Below are 16,749 nucleotides of genomic sequence, written 5' to 3' on the forward strand. Positions count from 1 at the left end.
AAGGAGCATCGCATGAAATTGGGCATGATCGGCGCGGCGCTGGCGCTGGCTTTGGCCAGTCCGGCGGCGGCGGAAACGGTGGTCGTTACCGCCGACCGGATGATCGACGTCGTCAGCGGCAAGGTGGTCGAGCATCCGGCGATCTTCATCACCGATGGCCGCATCACCAGCATCGCCGACGCGCGCACCGTGCGCTGGGGCAGCGACGTGCGGCATATCAACCTGAGCGGCAAGACGGTGCTGCCCGGGCTGATCGACATGCACGTCCATCTCGACAGCAACCCGCTCTATGGCGGCTATACCGGCCTTCAGTTCACCGACAGCTTCTGGGCGATCCAGGGGACGGCGAATGCGCGCGCGATGCTCAGGGCTGGCTTCACCACGATCCGCAATGTCGGGTCCGAGAATTATGCCGATGTCGGGTACAAGCAGGCGATCGAGGAAGGGCTGATCGCCGGACCGCGGATCGTGCCGGGGGCGCATTCGCTGGGTGCGACGGGCGGGCATTGCGACAGCACCTATCTGCCGCCGTCATTCAAGTCGAAGGGCGTCGCGGTCGGCGACGGGGCGCAGGAGCTGCGCCGGATCGTGCGCGAGCAGCGCAAATATGGCGCCGAGGTCATCAAGATCTGCGCGACGGGCGGCGTCTTTTCGCGGAACACCGAGCCGGGGCAGCAGCAGCTGTCGGAGGACGAGATGCGCGCGATCGCGGACGAGGCCCATCAATGGGGGCTGAAGGTCGCGGCGCACGCGCATGGCGCGGCGGGGATCAAGGCGGCGATCCGTGCCGGCATTGACACGATCGAACACGCCAGCCTGGTCGATGACGAGGGGATCCGGCTGGCCGCGGCGCGCAAGCAGCCGGTGTGGTTCTCGATGGATATCTACAACACCGAATATACCCAGGCCGAGGGCAAGAAGAACGGCGTGCTCGAGGATAATCTGCGCAAGGATCGCGAGATCGCGCAGATCCAGCGCGACAATTTCCGCAAGGCGCATGCGGCGGGCGTCAGGATGGTGTTCGGCAGCGACGCCGGGGTGATGCCGCACGGCACTGCCGCCGGGCAGTTCAAGATCATGGTCGATTACGGAATGACCCCGATCGAGGCAATCCGCGCCGCGACGCTCAACGCCGCCGAAGCACTGGGGCGGACCAAGGATGTCGGGGCGATCGAGGCGGGTCGCTATGGCGACCTGATCGCGGTCGAAGGCGATCCGCTGAAGGACGTGTCCGTGCTGACCCGCGTTACCGATGTGATCAAGGGTGGCGCGCGCGTCGCCGAATGACCGGTGAAATGCCGGGTCCGCGGCGGGAGTATTCGCGGACCCGGCGGCGACGCGCTCAGGCGGGAGCGAGCGCGTCGGCGGTGGCAGGAATCAGGTTGAGGCCAATCGGCCCTTCGCCCGAATAGGTCATGCTGCCCTCCAGCGCCGCACCGGTGCCGGTGACATTGACCGCGACGACGCCCTGCGTGTCGCGGCAACCGATCACCCAGGTGCCGCCCGGATGCCAGGGTGCGCTGTCGCCGCCCCATTGGTTGAGCACGCTATAGGTGTTCGCCATCGTCTGCGTGCCGCGGAAGCCGATCGGTCCTTCGCCCGAATAGGTCATCGTTCCGATCAGGGTCTTGCCATTGTCGGGACTGGTCACGTCGATTGCGGCCACCGGCTGGTCCGGGCGGCAGCCGAGGATCCACAGCCCGCCCTGATGCCATGGAGCGCTGTTGCCCCATTGGTTGGTCGTGTCGAACGCGGTGCCGTCCGACATCGCACCCGTGACCCCGATCGGGCCTTCTCCGGCATAGGTCATCGAGCCGGTCAGCGTCTGCCCGCCATCGGTTGAGCCGAGGTCAAACGCGACGGCATTCTGGCCATTGCGCGCGCCGAGCAGGAACAGTCCGGCGTCGTGCCACGGCGCGCTATCGCCGCCCCACTGGTTTTCGACCTGATAGCAATTGGTGGTGACCAGCGTCGCGCGGACGCCGATCGGGCCTTCGCCTTCATAGGTCATCGACCCGGTGAAGCTGCGCCCCCCATCGCCCGAGCTGATCGCCAGCGCGATCGGGTTCTGCCCGGCGCGGTTCCCGATGCTGAGCAAACCGCCATCGTGCCAGGGCGCGCTGTCGCCGCCCCATTGGTTCTGAATCGCATAGATCGTCACGCTGCTCTCTCCTGAACATCCGCCCGACACGGGCGCGCGCCAGGGCGGCCGGATCGGGGCAAAGTTGTGGCCGATACGCTGGGACCGATCGCCGGATTCGGCGATGATCGAGCTTAGCGCAGCGCAGGGTTGCGCGCTGGAGAGTGAGCGCCATTACGGATGCAGCTGCCGCAGCGAATCGCGTTCGCATGCAACAAGGGCGCGTCCCGCAAGGAACGCGCCCCGAAACTCCGGGCGCGGACGCATGCCCGCGCCGAAACGTTTGGGTCAGTTCGATCCCATGACCGACGCGACCGTAACCGGCGCGGCAATGCCCGGCTGTAGCGGTTCGGCGCGAACCGGCGCAGCTGTGATGGCGCTCATATGCTTGAGCCGCCCATCGATATGGCCGCCATTTTCGATCGTGATGTTCTCATATTCGACATCGCCGGTGATGCGCGCGGTGCGCTCGACGGTGAGCAGCTTGGCGCGGACCGTACCTTCGATCGCACCGGCGAGGCGCGCGCTTTCGGCGGTGACGCTGCCGAAAATCTGGCTGTCGGCGCCCTGCGCGAGCGTGCCGCAATCGACATCGCCCTCGACCCGCCCCTCGATATGCAGTTCGCTGGTCGCGCGGATGCTGCCGGTGATGACGATGTCCGGTCCGATCACCGAAAACATGCCGCGCTTCGACGTACCGTTGCTCGGCGCCGGCGGTGCGGGCGGCATCGATGGACGGTCATCACGCGAACGATTGCTGTTGAACATTGCTACTCCCCACTTCCCCGGAATCTGAGTCGCTGTTCAATATCATAGCGAAACCCGCCTCGCAGCACGGCTGGTCCCGGATTTCGTCCCGTTGGGGGATTATCATTTGCATTCGGAACTGCCAGCGGCCTCGCGGCGATCCAGGTTGCCGCGATCATGCAGGCGGCACCCAGCGCGACCATCGGTGCGCCAAGCCCGAGATAGCCGGTGATCGCGGCGAACGATCCGATCTGGACCAACGCGGCGAGAGCGAAGGCGGAACGGGTACCGCGCGCGATCGCGAACGCCAGAATCAGCATGTCGGCGAGCAGGAAATAGCGCTCATGCATGCGCGGCAGCAGCCCTGCGGTGAGCAATGCGGCGAGCGCGGCCATGCCGACTAGCCCGGCGGCATCGAAGCGGACGATCTGCATCTTGGCGACGAACCACGCGCTTGCGCCAAGCGCGGCGGCGAGCGCGAGGCCGAACAGGCGGGGGGCAAAGTCGGGCGCGATCATGCCGGCGAGCGACCAGATGTTTGGCGCGTTGCGCGCTATGTCGTTGCTGAACGTGCCCGCCTGCCGGAAATAGATCGTGGCGAGGTCGGCGGGCGGCCAGCCAGCGAGGAGGGCAGGGGCCATCAGCGCGAGCAGCGCGGCCGGAGCGGCGAGCCACTCGACCAACGGCACCCGTCGCTGGATCGCCAGGGCGAGAAAGAAAGGCGCGACCAGCACTGCCTGCGCCTTGAACGCGACCGCGACTCCGCACCAGGCGAACATCGCCACATGCCGCCGCTCGACCGCCATGGCGACTGCCATCAGGCAGGCGGCGACATAGATCGCGTCGCACTGGCCCATCAGCAGCGCGTTGAACGCGACCGAGGGGAGTGCGACGACCAGGGTCGCCCAATGCGCCCGCTGTGCCACGCCAAGCGCGCCAAGCAGGCGGTGCATCGCGAGAGCCAGCGCGACGGTCCCGGCGACCGAGAGCAGTTTGATCACGCTCATCGGATCAAGCCAGTTGGCCAGCGGGCTGATGAGCGCGAGCAGATAGAGGTAGCTCGGCATGTAGTTCGAGAAGGGACGCGCAAAGGCGTCGGCGATGCCGTCGGCGCGGATCGTCTCCAGCCAGGGGATGAGATAGGCGGTCATGTCCGGGGTGAAGAGCGGCCACAGCGCCCAGGCCTGCACCGCTGCGACGAGCGCGACCAGCAGGGGCGAGGGAGCGGGGAAACCCGGACGGACGGCGGCGGACGACATGGCATCGCGGATAGGGCGAGGCGCTGAAGATCGGGTTAAACGTGCCGCGGCAGGCGGTGGACAAGCCGCTGTCGTCGTTGCACACACCGCGCACCGATGCTGCGTTCGCTGTCCTCCGCCGCCCGCCTTCGCCTGCTTGCGCTGATCCTGGCCGTGGTCGCGCTAGGGCTGATCGCGCTGGGCGCGCGGTGCATGCTGCCGACGATGGTGAGCTGTTCCGCCACCACCATCTTTGGTGGCCCCAAGCTCGACGTCCCGTACAAGAGTACCCGGCGCGACGTGGTCGCGTTGATGCTGGAGATGGGGGAGGTGAAGGCGGGTGATACCGTCATCGACCTCGGCACCGGCGACGGGCGCATCCTGATCGCGGCTGCAAAGGAGCGTGGCGCGCAGGGGTTGGGCGTGGATCTCGATCCCGTGCTGATCCGCAAGGCCCGCGCGGCGGCGCGCAAGGCGGGGGTCGACGACAAGGTGCGATTCGAGGCGGCGGACCTGTTCAAGACCGACCTGAGCTCGGCCGATGTGGTCACCATGTATCTGCTGCCCGAAGTCAATCTGCGCCTGCGTCCCCAGCTGTTCGCGCAGCTGAAGCCGGGCACCCGCGTCGTCAGCCACGCATTCGACATGGGCGACTGGACGCCGGAGGCGAAACGGCAAGTCGGGGGCGCGACCGTATATATGTGGCGTATCCCCGAACGACCGACGGCGACCATCCAAACACCCCGTTGACCGGTCGGGGGCACGCGTATATAGGCCGCGCGCTCGCAGGGATTCCGTCCCGCGAGCTTTATTGAGCTGAACGTTGTTGGAGACGCCAGGGCCCGGAGGCCGCGCTAAGGCCGCCAGGGTCCTTTCGTATTTTCCGGTCACACGGCTCCAGCAAAGTAACCATTGGAAGGTGAAGGGCTTCATGCCGACGATCAACCAGCTGGTCCGCAAGGGCCGCGTTTTGCAGAAGACCAAGTCGAAGGTCCCTGCGATGGAGCAGAACCCGCAGAAGCGTGGCGTTTGCACCCGTGTCTATACCACGACCCCGAAGAAGCCGAACTCGGCGCTTCGCAAGGTGGCCAAGGTCCGTCTGACCAACAGCCGCGAGGTCATCTCGTACATCCCCGGCGAGGGGCATAACCTGCAGGAGCACTCGGTGGTGCTGATCCGTGGCGGCCGCGTTCGCGACCTTCCCGGCGTCCGCTATCACGTGCTGCGCGGCGTGCTCGACACCCAGGGTGTCAAGGATCGCAAGCAGAGCCGTTCGAAGTACGGCGCGAAGCGTCCGAAGTAAGCCAGAGTAAGCCCCGGACAGGTTCCGGAACCGGCTGAAGTTTTAGAAGGAAATTCAAGATGGCACGTCGTCGTCGTCCCGAAAAGCGGGAAATCCTGCCCGATCCCGTGTACGGGGATCAGGTTCTGTCGAAGTTCATGAACAGCGTGATGCTGGACGGCAAGAAGGCCGTCGCCGAAGGCATCGTCTATTCGGCGCTTCAGGTTGTCGAGCAGCGCGCAAAGAAGGACCCGCTGGGCGTTTTCCACGAAGCGCTGAACAACATCAAGCCGGGCATCGAAGTGCGCAGCCGCCGCGTCGGCGGTGCGACCTATCAGGTCCCGGTCGAGGTGCGCCCCGAGCGCGCTCAGGCGCTGGCGATCCGCTGGCTGATCAGCTCGGCGCGTAACCGCAGCGAGAACACCATGTCGGCGCGTCTGTCGGGCGAGCTGCTGGATGCCTCGAACAATCGCGGCAACGCGGTGAAGAAGCGCGAAGATACGCACCGCATGGCCGAAGCGAACCGCGCGTTCAGCCACTACCGCTGGTAAAGACGGCGTTGCCGGTCTTTTACCGGTAACATTCTTGCCTATATCCCGGGGAGTCGCTTCTGGCGGCTCCCCATACCCTTAAGGAACCACGATCATGGCCCGCAGCCATCCGCTCGATCGCTATCGCAATATCGGCATCATGGCGCACATCGACGCCGGCAAGACGACGACGACTGAGCGCATCCTCTATTACACCGGCAAGTCCTACAAGATCGGCGAAGTGCATGAAGGCACGGCGACGATGGACTGGATGGAGCAGGAGCAGGAGCGCGGGATCACGATCACGTCGGCTGCGACCACCTGCAAGTGGAAGGCCGAGGACGGCGCGGGCCCCGAGCATCTGATCAACATCATCGACACCCCTGGCCACGTCGACTTCACGATTGAAGTCGAGCGTTCGCTGCGCGTGCTCGACGGCGCGGTCGCGTGCTTCGACGGCGTTGCCGGCGTTGAGCCGCAGTCGGAAACCGTGTGGCGTCAGGCGGACAAGTACAAGGTTCCGCGGATGTGCTTCGTCAACAAGCTCGACCGCACCGGCGCCGATTTCTATTTCTGCGTCGACACCATCGTGGAGCGCCTGGGCGCGCGTCCGGCCGTCCTGTACCTGCCGATCGGCATGGAAGGTGGCTTCAAGGGTCTGGTCGACCTGGTCAACAACCGCGCGATCGTCTGGCTCGAAGAGTCGCTGGGCGCCAAGTTCGAATATCAGGACATCCCGGATGACCTTAAGGAAAAGGCCGCCAAGTATCGCAGCGAGCTGATCGAAATGGCGGTCGAGCAGGACGACGAGGCGATGGAAGCCTATCTGGAGGGCAACGAGCCCGACGTCGCGACGCTCAAGAAGCTGATCCGCAAGGGCACGCTCGAAATGGCGTTCGTGCCGATCCTGTGCGGCTCGGCGTTCAAGAACAAGGGTGTTCAGCCGCTGCTCGACGCAGTGGTCGACTACCTCCCGTCGCCGCTCGACATTCCGGACGTTCAGGGCGTGAAGCTCGACGGCGAGACCCCGGATTCGCGACCGGCGGACGACAATGCGCCGTTCTCGGGCCTGGCGTTCAAGATCATGAACGATCCGTTCGTCGGCTCGCTGACCTTCACCCGCATCTATTCGGGCACCCTGTCCAAGGGCAGCTACCTGAACTCGGTGAAGGACAAGAAGGAAAAGATCGGCCGTATGCTCCTCATGCACGCGAACTCGCGTGAGGACATCGACGAGGCGCGTGCAGGCGACATCGTCGCGATCGCGGGTCTGAAGGAAACGACGACCGGCGACACGCTGTGCGACGCGGCCAACCCGATCATTCTCGAGCGGATGGAATTCCCCGAGCCCGTGATCGAGCTGTCGGTGGAGCCGAAGACCAAGGCCGACCAGGAAAAGATGGGCCTCGCGCTCAACCGCCTGGCTGCCGAGGATCCCTCGTTCCGCGTTTCGACCGACCATGAGTCGGGCCAGACCATCATCAAGGGCATGGGCGAGCTCCATCTCGAGATCTTGGTCGACCGCATGAAGCGCGAGTTCAAGGTCGAGGCGAATGTCGGCGCGCCGCAGGTGGCGTATCGCGAATACCTCAAGAAGCCGGTCGACATCGACTACACCCACAAGAAGCAGTCGGGCGGTACCGGCCAGTTCGGCCGCGTTAAGGTCAAGCTGACCCCGGGTGAGCGCGGTTCGGGCTTCGTCTTCAAGGACGAGATCAAGGGCGGTAACATTCCAAAGGAATATATCCCGGCGATCGAAAAGGGCTTCCGCGAAACGGCGATGACCGGTTCGCTGGTCGGCTTCCCGATCATCGACTTCGAAGTGCTGCTGTATGACGGCGCGTATCACGACGTCGACTCGTCGGCGCTGGCGTTCGAAATCTGTGCCCGCGCCGCGATGCGCGAAGCGGCGCAGAAGTCGGGCATCACGCTGCTCGAGCCGATCATGAAGGTTGAGGTCGTGACCCCCGAGGACTATCTTGGCGACGTCATCGGCGACATCAACAGCCGTCGTGGCCAGATCCAGGGCACCGACAGCCGCGGCAATGCGCAGACCGTCGATGCTATGGTCCCGCTGGCCAACATGTTCGGTTACGTGAACCAGCTCCGCTCGTTCACGCAGGGACGCGCGCAGTACAGCATGCAGTTCTCGCATTACGACGAAGTGCCGCCGAACGTGGCCGAGGAAGTGAAGGCTAAGCTGGCGTAAGGCTGGCGTTGGACGAAATTGATCGCTATGGGGCCGCGTTCTCGTGAGTCCCATGGCGGTCCGGGAAATTGACTCAGAAGGTAGGAAATAATGGCGAAGGCAAAATTTGAGCGGACCAAACCGCACCTCAACATCGGCACCATCGGTCACGTCGATCACGGCAAGACCTCGCTGACCGCCGCGATCACCAAGGTTCTGGCAGAGAACGTCGCGGGCAACGCCGCGGTCGACTTCGCCAACATCGACAAGGCTCCGGAAGAGCGTGAGCGCGGCATCACCATCTCGACCGCGCACGTCGAGTATGAGACCGATACGCGCCACTATGCGCACGTCGACTGCCCCGGCCACGCCGACTATGTGAAGAACATGATCACCGGCGCGGCGCAGATGGACGGCGCGATCCTGGTCGTGTCGGCTACCGACGGCCCGATGCCGCAGACCAAGGAGCACATCCTGCTCGCCAAGCAGGTCGGCGTTCCGACCATGGTCGTCTTCCTCAACAAGGTCGACCTGGTCGACGACGAGGAAATCCTCGAGCTGGTCGAAATGGAAATCCGTGAAGAGCTCAGCAAGCGCGAGTTCGACGGCGACAACATTCCGATCATCCGTGGTTCGGCGACCTGCGCCCTGTCGGGTTCGGACGACAAGCTGGGCAAGGACGCGATCCTCGCGCTCATGGCCGCTGTCGACGAGTCGATCCCGCAGCCGGAGCGTCCGCTGGACAAGCCGTTCATGATGCCGATCGAAGACGTGTTCTCGATCTCGGGCCGCGGCACCGTGGTGACCGGCCGCGTCGAGACCGGCGTTGTGAAGGTTGGCGAGGAAGTCGAGATCGTCGGCATCCAGCCGACCGTCCGCAAGACCACCGTGACCGGCGTCGAAATGTTCCGCAAGCTGCTCGACCAGGGCCAGGCCGGTGACAACATCGGCGCGCTGATCCGCGGCGTTGCACGTGACGAAGTCGAGCGCGGCCAGGTTCTGGCCAAGCCGGGTTCGATCACCCCGCACACCGACTTCCAGTCGTCGGTGTACGTCCTGTCGAAGGACGAGGGTGGCCGTCACACGCCGTTCTTCGCGAACTATCGTCCGCAGTTCTACTTCCGCACCACCGACGTCACCGGCACCATCGAGCTGCCGGCCGGCACCGAGATGGTCATGCCGGGCGACGAAGTCGCTCTGGGCGTGAAGCTGATCGCGCCGATCGCAATGGACGTCGGCCAGCGCTTCACGATCCGCGAAGGCGGCCGCACCGTCGGTGCAGGCGTCGTCAGCGGCATCGACAAGTAATCGACGCCCGCAAGGGCTGAGAATGAAGAGCCCGGCTTCCCCCAGGGGAGGCCGGGCTTTTTGTCGGTTGAGCGGCGTATGATCGCTTAGACGAGGTGCTGATGGGGATGATCAAAGCCAGGCGTGAACATGTCGAGGCGCGGACTCGGGCGGTTATCCAGGCAATCATCACATCGACGCCATGGGCGGAGCATTTGGATGGTGTGACTGCGATTCCGTGGATGGATCGTCGCGAACTGTTTCGTTGGGTATTTGATGACCTAGAGGGGCTGGAAGGCGAGGAATGGCTTGGGATTCTAGAGACTGGTGTCATCGAGACGATGGGGTGGCTGGGCCGAGATTTCTGCGATGACCCAGCTACCATCGCCGCCATCATCTCGTTCGTAGGTCGCCATCCGGATATGACCATTGTTGAATAGCGACAGACGGCGAAAAATCCGGGTCCACCCCCTTGCCAACTCCCTGCTTCCGCTGTAGTGGCCCGCCTTCGTTTTAGCGTATGAACCAGCAAGAGGCGTGTTTCACGCGCCCCGCTCTTTCGCATTGGTAGGGACATGGACAACAATATCCGCATCCGCCTGAAGGCGTTCGACCACCGCGTGCTCGATCAGGCCGCAAGCGATATCGCCGACACCGCGCGCCGCACTGGCGCCATGATCCGTGGCCCGATCCCGCTCCCGACCCACATCGACAAGTTCACGGTCAACCGTGGCCCGCACATCGACAAGAAGTCGCGTGAGCAGTTCGAGACGCGCACCTACAAGCGTCTGCTCGACATCGTTCAGCCCACCGCCCAGACCGTCGACGCGCTGATGAAGCTCGACCTCGCCGCTGGCGTTGACGTGGAGATCAAGCTGGCCTAAAGGCCGCGCTCTCCCAACGAGATTCGCGATTCCACTGGAGTCGCGCAGGGCTGGCCGGATCGATCCCGATCCGATGAGCTGCCCGGAGCGAAAGCTCTAAACGACATAGGGATACCGCCGGACTTCGGTCCGGGTCTGCGTCCCCCGTCTTTCCTGCCTTCGGGTCGGAATTCAGCCCGGACGGGGGCTCGCATCGCATATTCGGGCTGAGGCACGCACCCTTCGGAATGGTCCGCGGGGTGCCTCTGTATTGAGGAGCAGTTGATCATGCGCACTGGCGTGATCGCGAAGAAACTGGGGATGACCCGCCTGTTCAAGGACGATGGCCGCCACGTGCCGGTTACCGTTCTGAGCCTCGAAGGCGTTCAGGTCGTCGCCCGTCGCGAAATGGACAAGGACGGCTACACCGCCGTGCAGCTGGGCGCTGGCAGCGCCAAGGCGAAGAATGTCGCCAAGCCGCAGCGCGGCCAGTTCGGCAAGGCCGAGGTGGAGCCCAAGGCAATCCTCGCGGAGTTCCGCGTGGATGCGGACGGTCTGCTTGACGTGGGCGCCGAGATTTCGGCCGACCATTATGTCGCAGGTCAGTTCGTCGACATCCAGGGTCGTACGCAGGGCAAGGGCTTTGCGGGCGGCATGAAGCGCTGGGGCTTCGGCGGTATGCGTGCAACGCACGGCGTGTCGATCAGCCACCGCGCACTGGGTTCGACCGGTAACCGCCAGGATCCGGGCAAGGTCTTCAAGAACAAGAAGATGGCCGGCCATATGGGCGACAAGAACCGCACGCAGCAGAATCTCGAAATCGTCGGCACCGACGTCGAGCGCGGCCTGATCTTCGTCAAGGGCTCGGTCCCTGGCTCGAAGGGTGGCTGGTTGTTCGTCAAGGATTCGGTGAAGGTCGCGCGTCACGCCGACGCGCCGTTCCCCGCCGGCATCAAGACTGCTGCCAACAGCAACGACACCGCCGCAGCGGACACCCCGGCCGACACGGTCGAGGCGCCTGAGGCGACCGAAGGCCAGGAGGGCTGAACGTGAAGGTCAAGGTTCAAACCCTCGACGCCAAGGAATCCGGCGATATCGAGCTCAACGATGCCGTGTTCGGCATTGAGCCCCGCGCCGACATCCTGCACCGTGTCGTAACCTGGCAGCTGTGGAACCGCCGCGGCACCGCCCGTCCGACGCGCGAGCGTTCGGAAGTCTCGCGTACCGGCAAGAAGTTCGGTCGCCAGAAGGGCGGCGGCACGGCCCGTCACGGCGATCGTGCAGCCCCGATCTTCATCGGCGGCGGTAAGGCCCATGGCGCCCGTCTGCGCGACTTCAACATCTCGCTGAACAAGAAGGTTCGCGCGCTGGGTCTGAAGATGGCGCTGTCGAGCCATGCCAAGGCGGGCTCGCTGATCGTCCTCGACGGGTTCGAAGCGAGCAAGACTTCGGCGCTGAAGGATCAGTTCGCTGGTCTGAAGGTCGGCAAGAAGACGCTGGTGATCGACGCAGACGCCGGCAACGGCTTCCTCGCCGCCCGCAACCTGGCGGACGTCAACGTCCTGCCGGCGGTCGGCGCCAACGTCTATGACATCCTGAAGCACGACACGCTGGTCCTGACCCGCGCTGCCGTCGAAAAGCTGGAGGCGCGCTTCAATGGCTAAGAAGGAGCAGATCGACATCCGTCATTATGACGTGATCGTCGCGCCGCACATCACCGAGAAGTCGACGCTGGTTTCTGAAGCCAACGCCGTCGTCTTCAAGGTCGCGAACGATGCGACCAAGCCGCAGATCAAGGCGGCGGTCGAGGCGATCTTCGGCGTCGGTGTCACCGCGGTGAACACGATCGTCCAGAAGGGCAAGACGAAGCGCTGGAAGGGTAAGCCCTACACGCGCAGCGACATCAAGAAGGCGATCGTCACCCTCAAGGATGGTGACTCGATCGACGTGACGCAGGGGGTCAACTGACCATGGCGCTCAAGAATTACAACCCGACCTCGCCGGCGCGGCGCGGCCTGATCCTGGTGGACCGTTCGGGTCTGCACAAGGGCGGCCCCGTCAAGGCGCTGACCGAGGGCAAGCGCAAGACCGGTGGCCGCAACAACAAGGGCCATGTGACGTCGCGTGGCATCGCCGGCGGCCACAAGCAGCGCTACCGCATCATCGACTTCAAGCGTCGCAAGTGGGACGTCGAGGGCACCGTGGAGCGGATCGAGTATGATCCCAACCGCACCGCCTTCATTGCGCTGATCAACTATGGCACCGCCGAAACGCCGGACTATGCCTATATCATCGCTCCCCAGCGCCTTGGCGTTGGCGACAAGGTGATCGCAGGCAAGAAGACCGACGTGAAGCCGGGCAACGCCATGGAGCTGGGCCAGATGCCGGTCGGCACCATCGTCCACAATGTGGAGATGAAGCCGGGCAAGGGCGGTCAGATCGCACGTTCGGCCGGCACCTATGTGCAGGTCGTCGGTCGTGACCGCGGCATGGTGATCGTTCGCCTGAACTCGGGCGAGCAGCGCTACATCCGCTCGGACTGCATGGGTACCGTTGGCGCCGTGTCGAACCCCGACAATGGCAACACCAACCTCGCCAAGGCTGGCCGCAACCGCTGGAAGGGCATCCGCCCGCTGACCCGCGGTGTTGCCAAGAACCCGGTCGATCACCCGCACGGCGGTGGTGAAGGCCGGACCTCGGGCGGCCGTCATCCGGTCACCCCGTGGGGCAAGCCGACCAAGGGTGCGCGCACCCGTCACAACAAGGCGACGGATAAGTTCATCATCCGCAGCCGCCACGCGAAGAAGAAGGGCTAACCTATGGCTCGCTCCGTTTGGAAGGGTCCGTTCGTGGACCTTCACCTCCTGAAGAAGGCGGAAGTCGCTCAGGAGAATTCGGGCCGCGGTGGTCCGATCAAGACCTGGTCGCGTCGTTCGACCATCCTGCCGCAGTTCGTCGGCCTGACCTTCAGCGTCTACAACGGCCGCAAGTTCGTGCCGGTGTCGGTGAACGAGGACATGGTCGGCATGAAGCTCGGCGAGTTCGCCCCGACCCGGTATTTCCCGGGCCACGCGGCCGACAAGAAGGGTAAGCGCTAAGATGTCGAAGCCCAAGGCTCCCCGTCGCGTTGGCGACAATGAGGCGCTGTCGGTTGGCACGCAGATCCGGGGTTCGGCGCAGAAGCTGAACCTGGTCGCAGGGCTGATCCGCGGCAAGAAGGCCGGCGACGCGCTCAACATCCTCTCCTTCAGCACGAAGGCGATGGCGGTTGATGCGCGCAAGGTGCTGGCTTCGGCCATCGCCAATGCCGAAAACAACCACAACCTCGACGTCGACGCGCTCGTCGTCGCCGAGGCGTCGGTCGGCAAGTCGATCACCATGAAGCGGTTCCACACCCGTGGCCGCGGCAAGTCCACGCGCATCCTGAAGCCGTTCTCGCGCCTTCGGATCGTGGTGCGCGAAGTGCAGGAAGAGGCGTAACTCATGGGTCACAAGAGCAACCCGATCGGTCTGCGCCTGCAGATCAACCGCACCTGGGACAGCCGCTGGTTCGCCGAGGGTGCCGATTATGGTCGCCTGCTGCTCGAGGATCTGAAGATCCGCGAGTACATCATGAAGACGCTGCCGCAGGCGGCGATCTCCAAGGTGGTGATCGAGCGTCCCGCCAAGCTGTGCCGCGTCAGCATCTTCGCTGCGCGTCCCGGCGTGATCATCGGCAAGAAGGGCACGGACATCGAGAAGCTTCGCAAGAAGCTGGCGTCGATGACCAGCTCGGACGTGTCGCTGAACATCGTCGAGATCCGCAAGCCTGAAGTCGACGCCAAGCTCGTCGCGCAGGGCATCGCCGATCAGCTGGAGCGCCGCATCGCGTTCCGCCGCGCCATGAAGCGCGCCGTTCAGTCGGCGATGCGTCTGGGTGCGGAAGGCATCCGGATCAACTGTGGCGGCCGTCTGGGCGGCGCGGAAATCGCGCGTTCGGAATGGTATCGTGAAGGCCGCGTTCCGCTGCACACGCTGCGCGCGAACGTCGATCATGCCACCGCCGAAGCCCACACCGCTTATGGCGTGTGTGGTGTCAAAGTCTGGATCTTCAAAGGCGAGATCCTGGGCCATGATCCGATGGCGACCGATCGCCTGAACATGGAATCGCAGACGTCCGGCGTTCGCCCGGCGCGCGATGACCGTCGCTAAGGGTTAGAGACAATGTTGCAACCGAAGCGCACCAAGTTCCGCAAGGCCTTCAAGGGCCGGATCAAGGGTGAGACCAAGGGCGGCGCGACGCTGAATTTCGGGTCGTACGGCCTGAAGGCGCTGGAGCCGGAGCGGATCACCGCACGCCAGATCGAAGCGGCCCGCCGCGCGATCACGCGTCACATCAAGCGTCAGGGCCGCCTGTGGATCCGCGTGTTCCCGGACCTGCCCGTGTCGAGCAAGCCGGCCGAAGTCCGCATGGGCTCGGGCAAGGGCTCGCCTGAATATTGGGCAGCGCGCGTTGCGCCCGGCCGCATCCTGTTCGAGCTGGACGGCGTTCCCGGCCCGCTCGCGGCAGAAGCGTTCGAGCGTGCGGCGATGAAGCTGCCGATCAAGACCAAGGTCGTGGCCCGCCTCGGCGACACGTCGCACCTGGAGGGTTAAGAGATGACCAAGGCAACCGATCTGCGCGCCAAGAGCGACGATCAGCTGGGCGAAGAGCTGGGCAACCTGAAGCGCGAGGCATTCAACCTGCGTTTCCAGGCCGCGACCAGTCAGCTCGAGAAGCCGAGCCGCGTGAAGGAGGTCCGCAAGGACATCGCCCGCATCAAGACGCTGCAGAACGAGCGCTCGCGCTCGGCTGCGAAGTAAGAGGACACTGAACCATGCCGAAGCGCGTGCTGACCGGGCAGATCGTGTCCGACAAGGGCGACAAGACGGTGGTCGTGAACGTGGAGCGCAAGGTCAAGCACCCGCTCTACGGCAAGATCATCCGGCGCTCGAAGAAGTATCACGCCCATGACGAGGCGAACGAGTACAAGGCTGGCGAGACCGTGCGCATCGAAGAGACCGCGCCGATCAGCAAGCTGAAGACCTGGAAGGTGATCGAGCGGGTGAACACCCACGCGACCCCCGAGCGGGCCGACATCGCTTAAGGCCCCCAAGGGTCTCAAGAGTTCAACTGGAACCCCCGGGACGTGTCCCGGTAGGCCAAGAGAGAAGGAACCGGATCAATGATCCAGATGCAGTCCAATCTCGACGTCGCAGACAACAGCGGCGCGAAGCGGGTGCAGTGCATCAAGGTGCTGGGCGGGTCGAAGCGTCGCTTCGCCGGCGTCGGCGACGTCATCGTCGTCAGCATCAAGGAAGCACAGCCCCGCGGCAAGGTGAAGAAGGGTGACGTGCACCGTGCCGTCATCGTCCGCACCGCCAAGGACGTTCGCCGCGCCGATGGCTCGGTCATTCGCTTCGACGGCAATGCCGCCGTCCTGGTCAACAAGAACGAGGAGCCGATCGGCACCCGTATTTTTGGCCCGGTGGTCCGCGAGCTTCGCTCGAAGGGCTTCATGAAGATCATTTCGCTCGCCCCCGAGGTGCTGTGATGGCTGCTGCCAAGATCAAGAAGGGCGACCAGGTCATCGTCCTGTCCGGCAAGGACAAGGGCAAGACCGGTGAAGTCGTCAAGTCGATGCCGAAGGCCGACAAGGTCGTCGTGTCGGGCGTGAACATCGCCGTGCGTCACACCAAGCCGAGCCAGGGCGACCCGCAGGGTGGCCTGAAGCGCGCCGAGGCGCCGCTGCACGTGTCGAAGGTCGCGCATGTGACCAAGGACGGCAAAGCGACCCGCGTCCGTTTCGAAGAGCGTGACGGCAAGAAGGTCCGCGTTGCGGTCAAGACCGGGGATGTCATCTGATGGCTGATACTTATACCCCCCGCATGAAGTCGAAGTACGACGCGGAAATCGCCAAGGCGATGACCGACAAGTTCGGCTACAAGAATGCGATGGAAGTGCCGAAGATCTCGAAGATCGTGCTCAACATGGGCGTCGGCGAAGCGACCCAGGACAAGAAGAAGGTCGAGCAGGCAGCTTCCGAAATGGAGCTGATCGCTGGCCAGAAGCCTGTTGTGACCAAGGCCAAGAAGTCGATTGCGCAGTTCAAGCTGCGTGAAGGCATGGCGATCGGTTGCAAGGTAACGCTGCGTCGCGAGCGCATGTACGAGTTCCTGGACCGCTTCATCACCATCGCGCTGCCGCGCGTGCGTGACTTCCGCGGCCTTTCGGACAAGTCGTTCGACGGCCGTGGCAACTATGCCTGCGGCATCAAGGAACAGATCGTGTTCCCCGAGATCAACTATGACCGCATCGACAAGGTGCGCGGCATGGACGTGATCGTGACCACCACCGCCAAGACCGACGAAGAAGCCCGTGAGCTTCTCCGTCTCTTCGGTTTCCCGTTCCCCATCGAGGCGGACGGCGAAGCGAAGCAGGCAGCGTAAGGGAAA

General features: G+C 64.2%; 24 protein-coding genes. 21 read left to right on the top strand and 3 right to left on the bottom strand.

The annotated features are described in order from the left end of the window. Window positions 1–12 precede the first annotated feature (12 nt). Window positions 13–1,287, top strand: coding sequence for an amidohydrolase family protein (locus ACO05N_RS10855; protein WP_422057111.1), 1,275 nt, complete (start codon window positions 13–15; stop codon window positions 1,285–1,287). Between the two features lie 55 nt (window positions 1,288–1,342). Here the strand turns inward: ACO05N_RS10855 and ACO05N_RS10860 are convergent, their stop codons facing one another. The 3 genes from ACO05N_RS10860 to ACO05N_RS10870 all read right to left on the bottom strand — a co-directional run bounded on the left by ACO05N_RS10860 (window position 1,343) and on the right by ACO05N_RS10870 (window position 4,146). Beyond that, the gene (locus tag ACO05N_RS10860) at window positions 1,343–2,161 is read right to left on the bottom strand and encodes a lectin ESA-2 (protein WP_422057112.1); all 819 of its coding nucleotides are present in this window, start codon (window positions 2,159–2,161) and stop codon (window positions 1,343–1,345) included. A 267-nt stretch (window positions 2,162–2,428) separates the two neighbouring features. After that, window positions 2,429–2,908 (bottom strand): bactofilin family protein, encoded by a 480-nt coding sequence (locus ACO05N_RS10865; protein ID WP_422057113.1) that lies wholly within the window; start codon window positions 2,906–2,908, stop codon window positions 2,429–2,431. A 2-nt stretch (window positions 2,909–2,910) separates the two neighbouring features. Continuing rightward, complete coding sequence (locus ACO05N_RS10870) at window positions 2,911–4,146, bottom strand: hypothetical protein (RefSeq protein WP_422057114.1); 1,236 nt, start codon at window positions 4,144–4,146, stop codon at window positions 2,911–2,913. Between the two features lie 96 nt (window positions 4,147–4,242). Between ACO05N_RS10870 and ACO05N_RS10875 the strand changes: the two genes are divergently transcribed. From ACO05N_RS10875 to rplE, 20 genes are all read left to right on the top strand, one after another. Then, a complete protein-coding gene (locus ACO05N_RS10875) occupies window positions 4,243–4,875 on the top strand; it encodes an SAM-dependent methyltransferase (protein ID WP_422057115.1) in 633 nt (210 codons plus the stop codon). Window positions 4,876–5,056: 181 nt separating this feature from the next. Beyond that, window positions 5,057–5,428 (top strand): 30S ribosomal protein S12, encoded by a 372-nt coding sequence (gene rpsL / locus ACO05N_RS10880; protein WP_066664461.1) that lies wholly within the window; start codon window positions 5,057–5,059, stop codon window positions 5,426–5,428. A 59-nt stretch (window positions 5,429–5,487) separates the two neighbouring features. Beyond that, window positions 5,488–5,958, top strand: coding sequence for a 30S ribosomal protein S7 (gene rpsG / locus ACO05N_RS10885; RefSeq protein ID WP_422057116.1), 471 nt, complete (start codon window positions 5,488–5,490; stop codon window positions 5,956–5,958). A gap of 94 nt (window positions 5,959–6,052) precedes the next feature. Then, window positions 6,053–8,146 carry an elongation factor G gene (fusA, locus tag ACO05N_RS10890; protein WP_422057117.1) on the top strand — a complete coding sequence of 698 codons (2,094 nt, stop codon included), beginning with the start codon at window positions 6,053–6,055 and terminating at the stop codon, window positions 8,144–8,146. A gap of 90 nt (window positions 8,147–8,236) precedes the next feature. After that, window positions 8,237–9,433 (top strand): elongation factor Tu, encoded by a 1,197-nt coding sequence (gene tuf, locus ACO05N_RS10895; RefSeq protein ID WP_422057118.1) that lies wholly within the window; start codon window positions 8,237–8,239, stop codon window positions 9,431–9,433. Window positions 9,434–9,534: 101 nt separating this feature from the next. Next, complete coding sequence (locus tag ACO05N_RS10900) at window positions 9,535–9,852, top strand: hypothetical protein (protein ID WP_422057119.1); 318 nt, start codon at window positions 9,535–9,537, stop codon at window positions 9,850–9,852. Between the two features lie 135 nt (window positions 9,853–9,987). Continuing rightward, window positions 9,988–10,296, top strand: coding sequence for a 30S ribosomal protein S10 (rpsJ, locus tag ACO05N_RS10905; protein WP_066664400.1), 309 nt, complete (start codon window positions 9,988–9,990; stop codon window positions 10,294–10,296). 267 nt (window positions 10,297–10,563) lie between these two features. Next, entirely contained in the window at window positions 10,564–11,322 is a 759-nt protein-coding gene (rplC, locus tag ACO05N_RS10910; RefSeq protein WP_422057120.1) for a 50S ribosomal protein L3, read from the top strand. Between the two features lie 2 nt (window positions 11,323–11,324). Next, entirely contained in the window at window positions 11,325–11,939 is a 615-nt protein-coding gene (gene rplD, locus ACO05N_RS10915) for a 50S ribosomal protein L4 (RefSeq protein ID WP_422057121.1), read from the top strand. After that, window positions 11,932–12,243 carry a 50S ribosomal protein L23 gene (locus tag ACO05N_RS10920; RefSeq protein ID WP_294019504.1) on the top strand — a complete coding sequence of 104 codons (312 nt, stop codon included), beginning with the start codon at window positions 11,932–11,934 and terminating at the stop codon, window positions 12,241–12,243. Before rplD ends, ACO05N_RS10920 begins: the two co-directional genes overlap by 8 nt. Window positions 12,244–12,245: 2 nt before the next feature. Continuing rightward, on the top strand, window positions 12,246–13,091 hold the full coding sequence (gene rplB / locus ACO05N_RS10925) for a 50S ribosomal protein L2 (protein ID WP_422057122.1): 846 nt from the start codon (window positions 12,246–12,248) through the stop codon (window positions 13,089–13,091). Window positions 13,092–13,094: 3 nt separating this feature from the next. Continuing rightward, window positions 13,095–13,373: a 30S ribosomal protein S19 gene (rpsS, locus tag ACO05N_RS10930; RefSeq protein WP_422057123.1), complete on the top strand. Its 279-nt coding sequence runs from the start codon at window positions 13,095–13,097 to the stop codon at window positions 13,371–13,373. Between the two features lies 1 nt (window position 13,374). Next, complete coding sequence (gene rplV / locus ACO05N_RS10935) at window positions 13,375–13,755, top strand: 50S ribosomal protein L22 (protein WP_066664412.1); 381 nt, start codon at window positions 13,375–13,377, stop codon at window positions 13,753–13,755. 3 nt (window positions 13,756–13,758) lie between these two features. Continuing rightward, window positions 13,759–14,466 carry a 30S ribosomal protein S3 gene (gene rpsC, locus ACO05N_RS10940; RefSeq protein WP_422057124.1) on the top strand — a complete coding sequence of 236 codons (708 nt, stop codon included), beginning with the start codon at window positions 13,759–13,761 and terminating at the stop codon, window positions 14,464–14,466. A gap of 12 nt (window positions 14,467–14,478) precedes the next feature. Next, window positions 14,479–14,910 carry a 50S ribosomal protein L16 gene (gene rplP, locus ACO05N_RS10945; RefSeq protein ID WP_066664424.1) on the top strand — a complete coding sequence of 144 codons (432 nt, stop codon included), beginning with the start codon at window positions 14,479–14,481 and terminating at the stop codon, window positions 14,908–14,910. Window positions 14,911–14,913: 3 nt separating this feature from the next. Beyond that, window positions 14,914–15,117, top strand: a complete 204-nt coding sequence (gene rpmC, locus ACO05N_RS10950) for a 50S ribosomal protein L29 (protein ID WP_257845155.1) — start codon at window positions 14,914–14,916, stop codon at window positions 15,115–15,117. Between the two features lie 14 nt (window positions 15,118–15,131). After that, window positions 15,132–15,401 (top strand): 30S ribosomal protein S17, encoded by a 270-nt coding sequence (gene rpsQ, locus ACO05N_RS10955; RefSeq protein WP_066574429.1) that lies wholly within the window; start codon window positions 15,132–15,134, stop codon window positions 15,399–15,401. 78 nt (window positions 15,402–15,479) lie between these two features. Next, a complete protein-coding gene (gene rplN / locus ACO05N_RS10960; protein ID WP_066574426.1) occupies window positions 15,480–15,848 on the top strand; it encodes a 50S ribosomal protein L14 in 369 nt (122 codons plus the stop codon). Next, a complete protein-coding gene (gene rplX, locus ACO05N_RS10965) occupies window positions 15,848–16,159 on the top strand; it encodes a 50S ribosomal protein L24 (RefSeq protein WP_294019494.1) in 312 nt (103 codons plus the stop codon). The genes rplN and rplX overlap by 1 nt, the downstream gene beginning before the upstream one ends. Then, window positions 16,159–16,743, top strand: coding sequence for a 50S ribosomal protein L5 (gene rplE, locus ACO05N_RS10970; RefSeq protein ID WP_422057125.1), 585 nt, complete (start codon window positions 16,159–16,161; stop codon window positions 16,741–16,743). Before rplX ends, rplE begins: the two co-directional genes overlap by 1 nt. Window positions 16,744–16,749: the final 6 nt, after the last annotated feature.

The sequence above is a fragment of the Sphingomonas sp. genome (assembly GCF_965227385.1).
Classification (GTDB): domain Bacteria; phylum Pseudomonadota; class Alphaproteobacteria; order Sphingomonadales; family Sphingomonadaceae; genus Sphingomonas.